13 protein-coding genes are annotated in these 14,452 nt (G+C 72.4%); 6 read left to right on the top strand and 7 right to left on the bottom strand.

Features of this window, described 5'->3' with window-relative positions:
• Position 1: 1 nt before the first annotated feature.
• The gene (locus AC6JBM_RS01555) at positions 2–2,053 is read right to left on the bottom strand and encodes an alpha/beta fold hydrolase (RefSeq protein ID WP_497981814.1); all 2,052 of its coding nucleotides are present in this window, start codon (positions 2,051–2,053) and stop codon (positions 2–4) included.
• Positions 2,054–2,174: 121 nt separating this feature from the next.
• Between AC6JBM_RS01555 and AC6JBM_RS01550 the strand changes: the two genes are divergently transcribed.
• The 4 genes from AC6JBM_RS01550 to AC6JBM_RS01535 all read left to right on the top strand — a co-directional run bounded on the left by AC6JBM_RS01550 (position 2,175) and on the right by AC6JBM_RS01535 (position 5,161).
• Positions 2,175–2,708, top strand: coding sequence for a GrpB family protein (locus AC6JBM_RS01550; protein ID WP_497981813.1), 534 nt, complete (start codon positions 2,175–2,177; stop codon positions 2,706–2,708).
• Positions 2,709–2,858: 150 nt separating this feature from the next.
• Entirely contained in the window at positions 2,859–3,296 is a 438-nt protein-coding gene (locus AC6JBM_RS01545; protein WP_497981812.1) for a hypothetical protein, read from the top strand.
• A 114-nt stretch (positions 3,297–3,410) separates the two neighbouring features.
• Complete coding sequence (locus AC6JBM_RS01540) at positions 3,411–4,196, top strand: SDR family oxidoreductase (RefSeq protein ID WP_497981811.1); 786 nt, start codon at positions 3,411–3,413, stop codon at positions 4,194–4,196.
• 167 nt (positions 4,197–4,363) lie between these two features.
• A complete protein-coding gene (locus tag AC6JBM_RS01535; protein ID WP_497981810.1) occupies positions 4,364–5,161 on the top strand; it encodes a hypothetical protein in 798 nt (265 codons plus the stop codon).
• A gap of 204 nt (positions 5,162–5,365) precedes the next feature.
• Here AC6JBM_RS01535 and AC6JBM_RS01530 read toward each other — a convergent pair whose 3' ends face one another.
• Positions 5,366–6,118, bottom strand: a complete 753-nt coding sequence (locus AC6JBM_RS01530; protein WP_497981809.1) for an ROK family protein — start codon at positions 6,116–6,118, stop codon at positions 5,366–5,368.
• A gap of 228 nt (positions 6,119–6,346) precedes the next feature.
• Between AC6JBM_RS01530 and AC6JBM_RS01525 the strand changes: the two genes are divergently transcribed.
• Entirely contained in the window at positions 6,347–7,447 is a 1,101-nt protein-coding gene (locus tag AC6JBM_RS01525) for an RICIN domain-containing protein (protein ID WP_497981808.1), read from the top strand.
• Here AC6JBM_RS01525 and AC6JBM_RS01520 read toward each other — a convergent pair.
• Together AC6JBM_RS01520 and AC6JBM_RS01515 are read right to left on the bottom strand one after the other, a co-directional pair.
• Positions 7,444–8,097 (bottom strand): TetR/AcrR family transcriptional regulator, encoded by a 654-nt coding sequence (locus AC6JBM_RS01520; protein ID WP_497981807.1) that lies wholly within the window; start codon positions 8,095–8,097, stop codon positions 7,444–7,446. The two genes, AC6JBM_RS01525 and AC6JBM_RS01520, sit on opposite strands and share 4 nt — an antisense overlap.
• Positions 8,098–8,128: 31 nt before the next feature.
• Positions 8,129–10,489, bottom strand: a complete 2,361-nt coding sequence (locus AC6JBM_RS01515) for an RICIN domain-containing protein (RefSeq protein WP_497981806.1) — start codon at positions 10,487–10,489, stop codon at positions 8,129–8,131.
• Positions 10,490–10,576: 87 nt separating this feature from the next.
• On the opposite strand from AC6JBM_RS01515, the gene AC6JBM_RS01510 reads away from it, so the two are divergent.
• A complete protein-coding gene (locus tag AC6JBM_RS01510) occupies positions 10,577–11,368 on the top strand; it encodes an ROK family protein (protein WP_497981805.1) in 792 nt (263 codons plus the stop codon).
• Positions 11,369–11,589: 221 nt separating this feature from the next.
• Here the strand turns inward: AC6JBM_RS01510 and AC6JBM_RS01505 are convergent, their stop codons facing one another.
• The 3 genes from AC6JBM_RS01505 to AC6JBM_RS01495 all read right to left on the bottom strand — a co-directional run bounded on the left by AC6JBM_RS01505 (position 11,590) and on the right by AC6JBM_RS01495 (position 14,396).
• The gene (locus tag AC6JBM_RS01505; protein WP_497981804.1) at positions 11,590–11,982 is read right to left on the bottom strand and encodes a hypothetical protein; all 393 of its coding nucleotides are present in this window, start codon (positions 11,980–11,982) and stop codon (positions 11,590–11,592) included.
• Between the two features lie 388 nt (positions 11,983–12,370).
• Positions 12,371–12,880 (bottom strand): protein-tyrosine phosphatase family protein, encoded by a 510-nt coding sequence (locus AC6JBM_RS01500; protein ID WP_497981803.1) that lies wholly within the window; start codon positions 12,878–12,880, stop codon positions 12,371–12,373.
• Positions 12,881–13,424: 544 nt separating this feature from the next.
• The gene (locus AC6JBM_RS01495; protein WP_497981802.1) at positions 13,425–14,396 is read right to left on the bottom strand and encodes a helix-turn-helix transcriptional regulator; all 972 of its coding nucleotides are present in this window, start codon (positions 14,394–14,396) and stop codon (positions 13,425–13,427) included.
• Positions 14,397–14,452 lie beyond the last annotated feature (56 nt).

Below are 14,452 nucleotides of genomic sequence, written 5' to 3'. Positions count from 1 at the left end.
GTCAGTCCTCCGGTCGTTCGGGCGCCGACAACGTCACCGGCAGGTCCTCGATGCCGCGCAGCATGGTGCCGGGCGCCCGGTAGCGGACCGGCCCGGCGATGCGCAGCGCGGGGAACCGGCGCAGCAGGCGCGGGAAGAGCACCTGGGCGTGCAGCCGGGCCAGCGCCGCGCCCGGGCAGAAGTGCCGGCCGGCGCCGAAGCTCAGCGACGCGCGGCCGGGCTTGCGCAGCACGTCGAAGCGGTCGGGCTTGCCGACGTACGCCGGATCCCGGTTCGCCGCCCCGACGAGCCCGAGCACCGCCATGCCGGGCGCCACCTCGACGTCGCCGAAGCGGGCGGGCGCCATGGCGATGCGCACCGCCACCTGCACCGGCGGCTCGTAGCGCAGGATCTCCTCGACGGCCCGCTCGGCCTGGGCCTCGTCGCCGCCGCGGACCAGGGCGGCCTCGTCGGGGTACGACAGCAGCAGCCGCGCCCCGAGGGACACCAGGCTCGCCGGCGAGTCGTAGCCGGCCCCGAAGAGCAGGACCAGGTCGCCGAGGTACTGCTCGCCGAGGTCGGGCCGCAGCCCCCGCACCATCGCCAGCAGCCCGGTCTCCCGCTCGGCCGCGAGCGCCTCGAGCGCGTCGATGATCTCGTCGCCGGCCGCGGCCATCCCGGTGCGCTGCCGGGGCGTCATGAACGGCTCGAACGCCGCCGACGCGACCCGGGCCGCCTCCCCCAGCCGCAGCGCGTCCGCGTCGGGGATGTCCAGCAGCCGCCCGGTGACGAGCGAGGCGAACGGCACCGCGAGCGCCTCGGCGAGGTTGACCGTCCCGCCGTCCGCGAGCCGCTCCCCCAGCCGGTCCAGGCAGGCCTCGGCGGTGTCGATCGTGTGCCCGCGCAGCTCCTCGGCGCGGCGCGGGACGAGCCGGCGGGCCAGGGCCGCGCGCAGCTCGCTGTGCACGGTGCCCTCGCGCCAGCCGAACGACTGGTAGAGGCAGCGGATGAGCCGCACGTCGCGCCAGTTGGGGGTGAGCCGGGCCGGGTCCTCGCCGGGGCTGGCGAAGATCGGCTCCTGCAGCAGCCGGGCCACGTCGGCGTGCCGGCTGAGCACCACCGCGGCGGCCTTGCCGGGCAGGTCGATGCGCAGCACGGGGGTGCGCTCGCGCAGGGTGCGGTAGTGCGCGTACGGGTCGGCGAGCGCCCGCGGCCGGACCAGGTCGAGGAAGAGCCGCTCGCCGTGGCGGCGCTCGGCCCCGGCCCAGAACCGCAGCAGCGCCGCGACCGTGCGCCCGGGCTGCTCCAGGTTGGGGCTGTGCGACGCGTCCGGGATGATCTCGAGCTCGGCCCCGAGCCGCTGGGCGTAGCCGGCGAAGTCCTGGGTGGACCAGAGGCGCTGGTCGCGGTACCCGTGCATGAGCAGCACCGGCAGCCGCGTGGCGCGCAGGTCGGCGCCGCGGTCGGCCTCGGCGGTGAGCGAGCGCAGCGCCCCGTGCAGGAAGGCCAGGCGCATCCCGTCGAGCCGGCGGCGCCAGAACTCCCGCCGGTCGACGTCCCGCTCGGGCACCAGCCGCCGCACGACGGGCCACATGACGGCCGCACCCTGCAGCGCGAGGGTCTTGTCGAAGCCGGAGAGCAGCTTGCGGTGCCGGAACCCGTCCATCCCCGGCCCGGCCCCGATGAGCGTGACGGAGAGCAGCAGGTCGGGCCGGGCGAGCGCGGCGGCGCGGGCGACGAACCCGCCGTAGGAGTGCCCGACGAGGTGCACGGGCCGCCCCGCGCTCGCGAGCACGGCCACCAGGTCCTCGGCGTGCCTGGCGATGGTGTGCGCCTCGGGCGACTCGCCGTCGAGCCGGGCGTAGTGGCCGTGGTAGTCGTAGGCGTAGGCGTGGTACCCGGCGGCGGCGAGCGCCGGCAGCACGGGCACGAAGTCCTCCTTGGACCCGACCACCCCGGCGCACAGCACGACGGCCGCGTTACGGTCCGCCTCGGCGGGCGGCGGCATGTGCAGCGCCGCGACCGGCCCGCGGGCGGTGTCGAGGACCAGTTCGGAGTCACTGAGCGTGAGCACACTACGACGATAGTCCTGTTCGTCCGATTTGTACGGCTATAACACCACATAGGCCTCGCCAGGCGATATCGGCGCCGGCTCGGGCCCACGTGCGTGGCATCATGACGGAGTGTCGAGTCCGGTGGAGATCGTCGACTACGACCACGGCTGGGTGGCGGCCTTTGCCGGCCTGGGAGCCACGCTTCGCGGCGCGCTCGGCGACGTTGCGGTCCGTATCGACCATATCGGCTCGACCGCGGTGCCCGGCCTGGCCGCCAAGCCGGTCATCGACATCCAGGTGTCCGTCCGATCGCTCGAGCCGCTCGAGCGCTTCCGGGACCCGCTGGAACGGCTCGGCTACATCTACCGGGCCGACAATCCCGAACGGACGAAGCGCTACTTCAGGGAACCGCCGGGACATCGGCGGACGCATGTCCACGTCCGTCAGCTCGGCAGCTTCTCCCAGCAGTTCCCGCTGCTCTTCCGCGACTATCTGCGGTCTCATCCCCCGGTGGCCGCCGAGTACGCCGATGAGAAGCGCCGATGTGCGGCACTGTTGCGCCACGACCGGCAGGGCTACGTCGAGGCCAAGGACTCGTTCGTGTGGGAGGTCATCCGCAACGCCGATGCCTGGGCGCAGCGCGACGGCTGGACACCCGGGCCGAGCGACGCCTGAACGTCCCGCGCGGCCGGCAAGGGAGCCGGTGGCGGAGGTTACGGTGCCGACGGTAGAGCATGACTCGGTCCCGTCATGGTGCGGACCGCCGCTCCCGCCAGACGGTCGCGACGAGCCGATGACGACGGGGATGTCCGTACAGTTGCGCAGATGCCGGAGGAACCGTGGGAGCGCTACCACCGCAATGTGCTGCGGTCCGGCTTGTCCTATCCGGTCGGGCGGTCGATCGTAGAAGCGTCACTACGGGCGGCAGGCGTGCGCCTGCTCGCGCTGGACTTCACCCTGTACGGCGACCATCAACCTGACATCGTGCTGCTGCAAGCTGTCCGATACTCGGATATCGGCAGCACCTACTTCCTCGCACGAGGAACGCCCGACCGCCCACGTTGCGACCTCAAGCTCTATGCCGTTCCCAGCGGAGTCCGCGCCGAGGCCGGGGCCGCGCTCACCACCGGAGGCGGGCTTCTGCGTGCTTGCGCGTGGCTGGCCGCCGCTGACCACGCGAACCCGACCTGGCTCGACAAGTCGCACACCTGGACGGCGTACCTGCGCGACGGCGCGCTGCGCGTGGAGGAGCGAGCGTACTGACCCGCAGGACCAAGATGGGTGTCCGGATCTGCCGCATCAACGCCCCGCCCGGTCGTGACCACAGATCAACTACGCGATGTAGCCCCCGGCGGCCCTGGCGGCGATCATGGTGCGGTGTCGTCGCCTTCGTTGCAAGACCGGGTTGTGATCGTGACCGGTGCGAGCCGCCGGGTCGCGATCGGGGCAGCCATTGCTCGCCGGCTCGTCGCCGATGGGGCCGCGGTGTTCCTGCACTCGTGGGCGCCCCACGATGCCGAGCAGTCATGGGGCGCGGATCCGGACGGCCCCGAAGTCCTCATGGACGAGCTTCGTGCGGCCGGCGGCCGGGTCGAGCATCTTTCGGCCGACCTCGCCGTTGCCGATGCTCCGGCGGCTTTGGTCGGCGCCGCCCGCGACGCGTTCGGCCATGTCGATGGCCTGGTGGCGAACCATGCTCGCAGCAGTATGCAGACGCTGGAGGAGCTGACCGCCGGCGAACTTGATCTCAGCTACGCCGTCAACACCCGCGCGGTGCTGCTCATGGTCAAGGCCTTCGCCGCCCAGCACGACGATACCCGGCCGGGCGGGCGGGTGCTGTGGATGACCTCGGGGCAGTACCACGGGGCGATGCCCGCGGAGCTTCCCTACATCGCCTCCAAGGCGGCGCTGCACGAGCTCACCCGCAGCCTCGCCACGCATCTGATGCCCCGCGGCATCACCGTCAACTGCGTCGACCCCGGACCGAACGACACCGGATACGCCGACGACCACCTGCGGGCCGAGGTGAGCCGGATCAGCCCCGGAGGACGTTGGAGCACGCCGGCGGACACGGCTCGCCTGGTCGCCTGGCTCCTCAGCGACGAGGCGGACTGGATCAGCGGCCAGACCATAGCCTCCGACGGCGGTTGGTCAGCACGATGACTTCGCCCTGACGAGGCCGGCCGCCGGTCGGTGATGGGCCGCGGGTGGCAGGCGGGGTGTAACGCCACCCAGTGCGACCAACCTTGGTCTTCCGGCGGGCGCCGGCCCTGTCGGTTTGTCTGGGCCCAACATGTCGAGGGCGGAACCCGCCTGGAACCATCCGAATCATGACGACCTTCCGTCTGCTGCGGCAGACGAGTCGCTCCTCGCGATTCGCTCAGGTCACTGTCGAGGTGGCGGCATCGAGCCGGTCCGAGGTCGAGGTGACCGCCATCGCCGCCGACGAACACCAGCGGGAAGCCGAGCTGGGCGCTCGGTGGGCTCTGCGCGGCCTCCCCGCGGCGGCGAAGGTGACCGTGACCGGCGTGGTCATCACTGAGGCCGACACCAGCACAGGCGATGTCTACGAGGCCACTGCCCGCGCCGTGTGGCAGGCGCTGCGCGTTGAGCACAGGGCGCCGTACGCGGGCTTCAGCGATCCCGGGATGGCCGCGTCGTGGCTGAAGGACATGTTCGGCCGACGGCTCGAGGCCGTGACGGAGGCCCGGCACTGGTACCAGGGACGACGTGAGCCGGACGCCGGGAGTCTGCTGCACGCTTGGCTGTTCTTCGAGCGCGCGGTGCCGGTCGGTCTGCACGGCCGCGGCGATCAACTCCTGCTCGCGAAGGAGGACCCATACCGTTCCTACGACATGGACGAGTGCGGAGAGACCAGGGTCGGTCCGGCACAACCTCCGGACGTACTGTCCGGGTTCATCGGGGCCCTGCTCACCGACGGCGCCGTGATCGTCGGGCACGACGGCGACGCGGTCTGCGCCGGTCTCGTGCTGCGATTCGGCAACAGCGACCTCGTCATCGGCACGCTCGGCGACGAGTGGGTCCTCGCCGTCGGCTCGGTGCCGGCCCCCGCCGCTCAGTACTGGGCTCTGCAGCCCTTCTTACGCGGCGCTGACCGGAGCGGTTGATCCGGCCGTCGCGCCAGGAGTCCGGTGCGGCCGGCGTGCTACCGCCCAGATCGCAGTCAAGGCCATCCCAGCGCCGACGGGCTCACACAACTGGGCAAGCGCAACCGCCCCCGGGCCTGGCAGCGAAGGCGCGCAGCGCCGAGCGGTGTCTGGCGGGAGCGACGGTCCGCACCCCCGCGGACCCGAGCCATGCTCTGCAAAACCTCAGACGCCGATCAGCTTCCAGGCCCGCGCCCCGCCGAGGACCCCCGCGGTGTTCGGCACGATCGTCACGTCCGAGCCCATGCGGCCCACCGACTCGGCGTCGATCAGGGCCGCGTTGCCCCCGCCGATGTAGAGCCGGTCCCAGCGGAACACCGGCCGCAGCCCGTCGACGACCCGGCGCACCCGCCGGGACCAGCGCTCGTTGCCCAGCTCGCGGCGCTGGATCTCGCCGATGTACGTGTCGTAGGTCTTCTTGCGCCGGATCGGGCCGTGCGAGAGCTCCAGGTGGGGGGCGAGCACGCCGTCGTCGAACAGGGCGTTGCCGAGGCCCGTGCCGAGCGTGATGACCAGCTCCAGGCCGGTGCCGACGACCAGGGCGGCGCCGTGCACCTCGGCGTCGTTGAGCACGAGCACGGGGCGGCCGAAGGCGCGGTTGAGCGCGGCCCGGGCGTCGTAGCCGGTCCAGGCCGCGAAGAGCCCGGGGTCGACCGGGGTGTGCGGGCCGGCGCGGTTGACGTAGTGCGGGGTGGCCACCACGCGGCCGTGGCGGATCATGCCCGGCAGGCCGACCGTGACCCGGTCCGCGGGCGGGAGCTGGCCCTCGATGTCCAGCATGGCGCGGACGAAGCGGTCGGGCGGGAACGGGTACGGCGTCGCGATGCGGATCGGCCCGCCGACCAGCGCGTCGGAGTCGTCGACCACGGCCGCCTTCAGGCCGCCGCCGCCACAGTCGATCGTCAGCGTGTTCCCCACCGGTGGATTGTGCGCCGCCCGGCGGCCCGGCGCTGCTCCGGAGCCCGAAAAGCCGCGTTGATCACTGTTCGGCGACCGCTCGGCGCAGCACCCGGGGCGCTCGCCGCGCACTTGGCCGGCAACCGTCGACGGAACCTGTGACATTGCCAAGAATCGATCCGCAGACCCCTGCACGTCGCCTCCGCCAGGGCGGCGTGCAGGCCATCTCCCGTCTGGAGGAGACACGGCATGCGACGACTGCTCACCTCGATCGGCCTCGCCACCGCCATGGTCGCGGCCACCCTCGGCCTGACCGCGACCGCGGCCCGGGCCGAGTCCAACGGCGGCGTGAAGATCATGCCGCTCGGCGACTCGATCACCGACGGCTACAACGTGCCCGGCGGCTACCGCATCAACCTCTGGCAGCGCCTCGCCGGCGGCGGGTACACCGCGGACTTCGTCGGCTCCGGGTCCAACGGGCCGGCGAGCCTCGGCGACCACGACCACGAGGGGCGCTCCGGCTGGCGCATCGACCAGATCGACGCCAACATCGTCGGCTGGCTGCAGGCCTACGCCCCGCGCACGATCCTGCTGCACATCGGCACCAACGACATGAACCAGAACTACGACGTCGCCAACGCGCCCGCGCGGCTGTCGGCGCTGATCGACAAGATCCGGGCCAACGATCCCGGCGTCGAGCTGTTCGTCGCCCAGATCACCCCGGAGAGCGACGCGACCCTCGAGTCGCGCGTGCAGGCGTACAACGCCGCCCTGCCCGGCATCGTGGCGCAGAAGGGCGCGCACACCCACCTGGTCGACATGCACTCGGCGATCACGACCGCCGACCTCGCCGACGGCGTGCACCCGAACGCGGGCGGCTACGACAAGATGGGGGCGCGGTGGTACTCCGCGCTGCAGTCGGTCCCCGCCAGCCTCCAGGGCGGCGGCGTGCCCCCGGTCGGCACCGCGGCCGCCGTGACGAACCCGCAGTCCGGGCGCTGCCTCGACGCCAGCGGGGCCGGCACCGCCAACGGCACCCAGATCATCATCTGGGACTGCCACGGCGGCACCAACCAGTCGTGGACCCGCACCGCCGCGAACGAGCTGCGGCTCTTCGGCGGCAAGTGCCTCGACATCAACGGCAACGGCACCGCCAACGGCACCAAGGTCCAGCTCTGGGACTGCAACGGCACGACCGCGCAGAAGTTCACGTTCAACACCGACGGCACCGTGGTCGGGGCCGGCTCGGGCAAGTGCGTCGACGTGACCTCGAGCGGCACCGCCAACGGCACTCTGGTGCAGCTCTACCAGTGCAACGGCACCGGCGCCCAGAAGTGGGCCCGCCGCTAGCGCGTCAGGAGCCCGGCCAGCAGGCTGCGCACCGTCCGCTCGAACAGGTCCGGCACGTCCTCCGGGGCCGGCTGCGCCCCGGAGGACGCCTCGGTGATCGCCGCGGCCAGGTTCGAGTACCGCGAGAGGTCGATCGCCGCGAACGAGAGCCCCTGCGGCTGCGGCCGCGCGAACAGCGACACCACGCCGGTGATCATCGCGACCGCCTCGAACTTCGCGGTCGTCGGGCACCGCACGGGCGCCAGGACGCCGAGGCAGTGGTCGAGGTACGCCAGGCCGTTGGGGCCGAAGCCCTTGGCCTGCTGCACCGCCTCGATCAGCCACGTGTGCCGCTGGTAGACGGCCAGCTGGCGGCGGGCGAGCAGCACCAGCGCGTCGATCGGGTCGGCGGCCTCCGGGAACGGCTGGAGGCCGCCGATCACCGCGTCGGCCATGAGCTCGAGCAGGTCGTCGCGGGAGGAGAGGTACCGGTAGAGCGAGCCCGCGCCGGTGCCCAGCTGCGCGGCGACCGCGCGCATCGACACGGCCGCGAGGCCGTCGGCGTCGGCGAGCGCGACCGCCACCGCGACGATCTCCTCGCGGCTGTGCCCCGGCGCCGGCCCGCGGGTGCCCCGCTGCGGGCGCTGGAATATCGACTGGCTCTCCCCCACCCCCGTCACTCTAAACTGCGAACACCGTTCTCTAGCGGGCCCAGCGCTGGTTGGCCCCGCCGTTGCACGTCCAGATCTCGACCAGGGTGCCGTTCGCGGTGCCCTGGCCGGTCACGTCGAGGCAGAGCCCGGACTGCACCCCGGCGATGGTGCCGTCGGCGCGGACGGTCCACTGCTGGTTCGCCCCGCCGTTGCAGTCCCAGATGGCCACCGGCGAGCCGGCCGCCGTCGCGTTGTTCAGCACGTCGAGGCACTTGTTCGAGTACACCCGCAGCGCCCCGTTCGACAGCTGCGTCCACTGCTGGTTGGCTCCGCCGTTGCAGTCCCAGATCTCGACCTGGGTGCCGTTGGTCTGCGACTGGCCGGGCACGTCGAGGCAGCGGCCGGACTGGGCGCTCGTGAGCGGCCCGCTGACCGGCGGGGGCGGCCCGGCGACGGCGGTCACCGACAGGTTGTCGAACTGGGCGGTCTCGCCCTGGCTGGTGCCGATGCCGACCTGGCCGGTGCTCCACACCGAGTCGCTCAGCGTGGCCACCGTGGCCCCGTCGATCTGGGCGGTGAGGTTGCTGCCCGAGAACGTCAGCGCGACGTTGTGCCAGGTGCCGGTCCCGGGTGCGGCGACCGTTCCGCTGCGCAGCACCGTGGCGGCGTTGTTGACGTCGTTGCGCAGCAGGGTCCAGGCGCCGGTGTTGGTCAGGCGGAGGTAGTACGCGTTGAGGCCAGCCGGCCCGAAGGCGTGCTGGAGCCCGGCCCGGCCGATCACCTCGGCGTAGCCGGCCTGCTCCAGCAGCACGTCGGCGGACACCTTGTAGTTGCTCCAGCCGAGGTCGCCGAGCAGCGCGTACGGGTCGCTGAGGTCGTCCCAGGTGATCGGGGCCTGGGGCGACATCTGCCGCACGCACTTCGTCCCGCCGCACTGGGCGATCTCGAACGCGCCCTGCATGTCGGCCAGGTACTTCGCCTCGCGCCCGATCGCGTAACCGTTGAAGTCGTCGGTGTACGGCAGCGCGAGGGTGCCCGCGGCCGGGGACGTCGCGGTGCCCTTGCCCTGGCCGGTCGTCGTGCTCAGGGTGTAGACGCGCCCGGGCTGCAGCGTGACCGTGTACGACCCGTTGGACGGCGTCACGTCGGCGGTGTGCGCGAAGTAGTCGGCGTTGCTGGTGCTGCTCAGCAGCGAGGACCACACGTGCACCGCGCCGGTGGACAGCCCGCCGGTGACGGTGGCGGTGAACGGCTGCGCGGCGGTGGCGTCCAGCGTCTCGATGACCACGCTGTAGTTGCCGCTGCCCGGGTCGCGCAGGGTGACGTACGACCCGTTGGCCCGGTTGCCGCCCAGGTAGCCCGACGCCGAGTCGAGGTAGCGCCAGCCCGGGGCGGTGAACTGCGTGGTGTGCGCCATCACCCAGGTGTTCTTGCCGATCGAGTAGTTGCCCGACCACGGCTGCGCGGCCAGGGCGACGCCCATCGTCGGGAACGGGATGTTCGGCGTGATCGCGGCGATGACCGGCCAGTTGAGGTACGCGGTCATCTTCCCGTCGAGGTAGCCGCGGTTGATGCCGCGGGCGAGCGCGACGGCGCCCAGGTTGTAGTCGTCGGAGCCGTTCTCGCTCGCCCAGACCTTCTTGCCGCTGTTGATCGCGTTGGTACTGCTGGGGCAGTTCGTCTGGGCCCCGCGGTAGCCGCAGACGTAGTGCGAGCCGAGCACGTCCACGGCGGCCGCGAACGCCGGGTCGGCGACCACGTCGTTGGCCGGGTCGAAGCTGGTGTCGTCGGCGACCACCTGCACGTTGCCGTAGCCGTGGCTGTTGAGGGCCGCCTTGAGCCGCTCGTACCAGCTCTTGTTGTAGCCGCGCTCGTTCCAGCCCCCGAGGTAGTCGAACGTGAGGCCGTGGCTGTTCTTCGCGCAGTCCAGGAAGGCGAGGTAGTAGTTGATCATGTCGTCCGACCAGAAGTTGCCGTTGCCGATCCAGCCGGGGGCGCCCCAGGCGAGGGCGTACAGCTTGATCTGCGGGTTTCTGGCCCGGGCCTGCTCGGCCATCCACCACTCGTAGCCGCGGTTGCAGTTGAGGTCGCCCGCGGCGTGCTGGTGGCTGGGCTCGGCGCCGCTGGTCGAGTTGGTGTCGCCGCCGACCTCGACCTTCATCATCTGCATGGCGGCGCCGTAGCCGGGCTTGAACAGGTAGTCGAGGATCTGGGTACGCTGGGGCTCCGGGTAGTCGTAGAGCAGCCGGCTGTTCCCGCCACCCCCGGAGATCGCGCCGACGCCGTCGAACGTGCGCCCGGCGGCGGTGCCGTTGATCGTGACGGTGGTGGCCGCGGCCGCGGGCCCGGCCGCGACGAGCTGCGCGACGACGAGACTGAGCGCGGCGAGCAGAGCGAGGCGAGACTTCATGTGCGGTCCTCCATGGCGGTGGGGTGAACCACCAACCAGATTCGCACACGTATCGACACACTTCTACAATGAACCGTGTCGATTTCTGTGACCGCGATCGATATCGGCGGAACCTGGACCCGGGTCCGGTCCGGCGCCACCCTGACGAGGTTCCCGAGCGAGCCGGACTACGGCCGCCAGCTGCGCGCCCTGATCGCGGCCGTGCCCGCGGGCACGTCGGCGATCGGCGTGTCCTTCGGCGGCCGCGTCACCCCGGCGGGCGCCGTGCGGGTGGCGCTGAACCTGCGCGGCTACGAGGGCCGCCCGCTGGCCGCCGACCTGTCCGACGCGCTCGGCGTGCCCGTCCGGGTGGCCCACGACGCGACGTGCGGCCTGCTGGGCGAGTGCGCGGCGGGCGCCCTGCGCGGCTTCGAGCGCTGCGGCTACCTGACCCTGTCGACCGGGGTGGGCGCGGCCCTGCGCCTGGGGACGGTACACCTGACGACGGAGGCGGGCCACCAGCTCATCGCGGGCAACGAGCGCCCGTGCGACTGCGGCCAGATCGGCTGCCTGCAGACCCTGACGGGCGGCAGCGCCCTGCACCGCCGCCTCGGCCGCCCCCTGGAGGACGTCGACGACGAGCGCTTCTGGCGCTCGTACGCCTCGTCACTCGCCCTGGGTGTGGCGAACTTCGCCCTGAACGCCGGCCTGGAGGCGGTGGCCCTGGGCGGCGCGATCGCCCTGCGGCGCCCCGCGCTCTGGCCGCCGCTGCGCGAGTCCCTGGCCGAGCTCCTGACCTACCAGCGGGTCACGGTCCTCCCGGCCGAACTGGGCGAGGAGGCCCCACTGGTCGGCGCGGCGCTGCTGCCCAGCCTTCCCGAGGCCGGGATCCTGCACTGAGCGGTAGGGCATGGCTCGGGTTCGTCGTGGTGCGGACCGTCGCTCCCGCCAGGCACCGCTCGGCGCTGGCGCGCCGTCGCTGCCAGGTCCGCGGCTGGTTGCGCCGGACCAGATGAAGCCCACCGGCACCGCAACCTCTGCCACCGGCTCCCCCTTCCCGCGTGGCAGCGGACCCGCGGATCGCGGCCATGAGCGTGCGTTGGTGGCTACGCAGGCGCACCTCACTCCCGCCAGCTGTAGACCGCCCGCAGCCGCGGGAAGTCGGCCGCCCGCCGCAGGACTTCAAGCCCGCGTTCGCGCGGCGCCAGCAAGGCCTTCGGCATCGGTCCCGCCGTGCCACACAGCACAATCTCCACCTCCGCGTCATCCTCCTCGCCGTCGGTCTCCTCGAGCTCGTACCAGCGCTCGCCGTACAGCATCGAGATGTACGAATAGTCGTCGCCGACGGCCACGATCAGTACCTCCACGCCCGACTTGTCCCAGACGAAGAGCGGACCTGTCGATTCCATGACCTCGCCATACACCGCGTCGAGTTCGCCCGGGTCCAGCCGGCGCTCGCCGGGCGGCGACCACAGCGACAGTTCGATACCAGGCCGGCCCTCCGTCGAGGGCATGCCAGGAAGCACAAGCTGGACCCTCGTCCCGTCGTCGACCACGCGATCATGGAACTCCACGTCGACCCCCGGCGCAAGGACGCCGTGGCCATCGGCACCTCGGCCCGCACGGCCCCATGCAGCGGCAAGCGCCGAATACCGCCACGACCGCGGATCAGTTGAGCGACGACGTCCTCTCCATGCGAGCCATGCTGGATCCGGCAGAGGACGATCCGATCGTCGTATGGCACGACTTGACCCACGTCGTCGGTGTCCTCAGCCGGCTCGCCTCCCTCGACCTGCCCGGCACCGGCAGCAGTGCTCCCTGAGCGTAGACACGATCACCATGTTCAGCTTTCGCCTCCGTGTGACCGGGTAGGCCGATGGAGGTTCCCGGCGGCGAGACGGATCAGTGCGGCGGTTCGAGGCCGGTCAGCAGGCACGCAACGTCGAGGCCGGTGCGGATGTAGTCGACGAACGTCGCGTTGTTCAAGGCTCGGGTGGACCGGCGGCGTCTGATCATGTCGATGGCGTCGTCAGGCTGGTGGCCGAGCAGCACCAGCGCGTGGGCGATGACGAGTCCTGAGCGGTTGTAGCCGCGGTGGCACCGCACGAGCACGCGACGGTCGGCGCGCACGGCGTCCGCGGTCAGCTCGGCCACGCGGCGCACCGCCTCGAGCTGATCGGCGCGCAAGGGCTGGTCCGGAACGTCAACGACGCGGTGCTCCACGCCGGGGTCCGGGCCGTGCCCGTCACGTTCGTGCAGGCTGACCACCAGGTCGAACTCGCTGCCGACAACGGCCGGCACCACGACCCCGGCGTCGAGGTGGTGGTGACCGCCCATCCACAGACCGCCGACGATCTCGTTCCACGGATCGTCCGCGAACGGCTCCCCGTGGTCTTTGGCTCGCGTCTTCACCGCACCCTCCGCCCCCGGCGGCCCGCCCGGGCCGGGCCGAAGCCACCGCAACCCTAGCGGCTGCCCCGAAACGCGAAGCCGCTGTCGCCGAGCGCGCGATGCCGGGACACCAGCTACGCCACCTGGGACGACCCGGCTCTCCCACGCCCTCAACCAAGCCGGCTCGACTCTGCCCACCAGCAGCGATCGGCTCGCGGCATGAGCGAGCGCGGTCAGAGAATGCCGTCTCGGGGTCGTCGGATACGCGGAGCGCGTGGTGCGCTGCGGCAAAGGATGCTCACGGTCGGGGCGCCATCGTCGTCGAGCCTGGGACGGGCGCGCTGGGCCGGTCGTGCGGGCGGCGGCGACCGTGCGCGGCACCAGCACGCCGAGCCGGCGCCGTGGCGCGAATGGGCCGCGAACACCGGTGGCGGAGGGTTGCGCAGCCGTGGGAGTGACACAGATCAGCGGGCCCACCCGCGGACCTGGCAGCGACGGCGCGCCAGCGCCGAGCGGTGTCTGGCGGGAGCGGCGGTCCGCATCCACGACGGGCCCGAGCCATGCTCTACGGCTCTGGCGCCTCGGCGGGTGCGGGGCCGGACAGGGCGATCAGGCGCCGCCCGAGCCGTGCGACTTCCGTGCGTAGCTCGTCCGGCCGCACCACCGTGAAGTCCCAGCCCAGCCCGGCCAGCATCACCGCCATGCCGTCCAGGCGCTCGGCCCGGCAGACCAGCCGCGCGCCCGAGGGGGTCGCGGTCACCGTGCCGGCGGTGGCGGGCACCCGGCGGCGGACCTCGGCCTCGGGGGCGTGCAGGAGGACCTCGACCTCGTGGCGGTACGGCACCGCCGCGAGCGCCCCGGCCACGTGCCCCGCGGCGTCGAACGAATCCGGGGCCTCGAAGCGTTCCTCGCGCACCGACAGCGAGCCGATGCGGTCCAGCCGCAGGGTGCGGATCTCGCCGCGGCGGTGGTCGAAGCCGCTCGTGTACCACCGGCCCGCGTGGAAGACGACGCCGTAGGGGTCGAAGGCGCGTGTCGAGTCCTCGCCGCGCCACGAGCGGTAGGTGAGCTCGACGCGCCGGTGGTCGCGGGCCGCTTCGCCCAGGGACAGCAGGTGGCGGACGTCGAAGAGGCCGGCGGGGCGGGGCGGGCGTGTGAAGCCGAGGGTCTCGCGCACCGCCTGGACCCGCTCGCGCAGCGCGGGCGGGAGCACCCGCTCGATCTTGGCCAGGGCCGACGCGCGTGCGGCGGGGGCGATGCCCAGGTTCTCCGCCGCCAGCAGGCCCAGCACGACCGCGACGGCCTCGTCGTCGCCGAGCATGAGCGGGGGCAGCCGATAGCCGGGGGCCAGGCGGTAGCCGCCGTAGCGGCCGCGGCCGGCTCGCACGGGCAGGCCGAGGCCGGCGAGCGCGGCCGCGTAGCGGCGCACGGTGCGCTCGTCGAGGCCGAGCCGCTCGGCGAGCTGCGGGCCGGTCAGCCCCGGCTGGGCCTGCAGCACCTCGAGCAGCGCGAGCACCCGGCCGGTCGACTGTGACACGGGTCACCCTCCGAAACAGGACCGCGGCATCAGGGCCGAATCTGCCCTGATTCGAT

It is taken from the genome of Dactylosporangium thailandense (genome assembly GCF_059739745.1).
Note: the sequence above shows the minus strand (reverse complement) of the source record. Positions and strands in the feature narration are given on the sequence as shown.

What these genes read in the sequence shown, in the direction of transcription:
- AC6JBM_RS01535 (WP_497981810.1), top strand. Translation starts at nt 4,364, where the DNA reads ATGACGACCTTCCGTCTGCTGCGGCAGACGAGTCGCTCCTCGCGATTC.
- AC6JBM_RS01515 (WP_497981806.1), bottom strand. Translation starts at nt 10,489, where the DNA reads ATGAAGTCTCGCCTCGCTCTGCTCGCCGCGCTCAGTCTCGTCGTCGCG.
- AC6JBM_RS01525 (WP_497981808.1), top strand. Translation starts at nt 6,347, where the DNA reads ATGCGACGACTGCTCACCTCGATCGGCCTCGCCACCGCCATGGTCGCG.
- AC6JBM_RS01505 (WP_497981804.1), bottom strand. Translation starts at nt 11,982, where the DNA reads ATGCCCTCGACGGAGGGCCGGCCTGGTATCGAACTGTCGCTGTGGTCG.
- AC6JBM_RS01545 (WP_497981812.1), top strand. Translation starts at nt 2,859, where the DNA reads ATGCCGGAGGAACCGTGGGAGCGCTACCACCGCAATGTGCTGCGGTCC.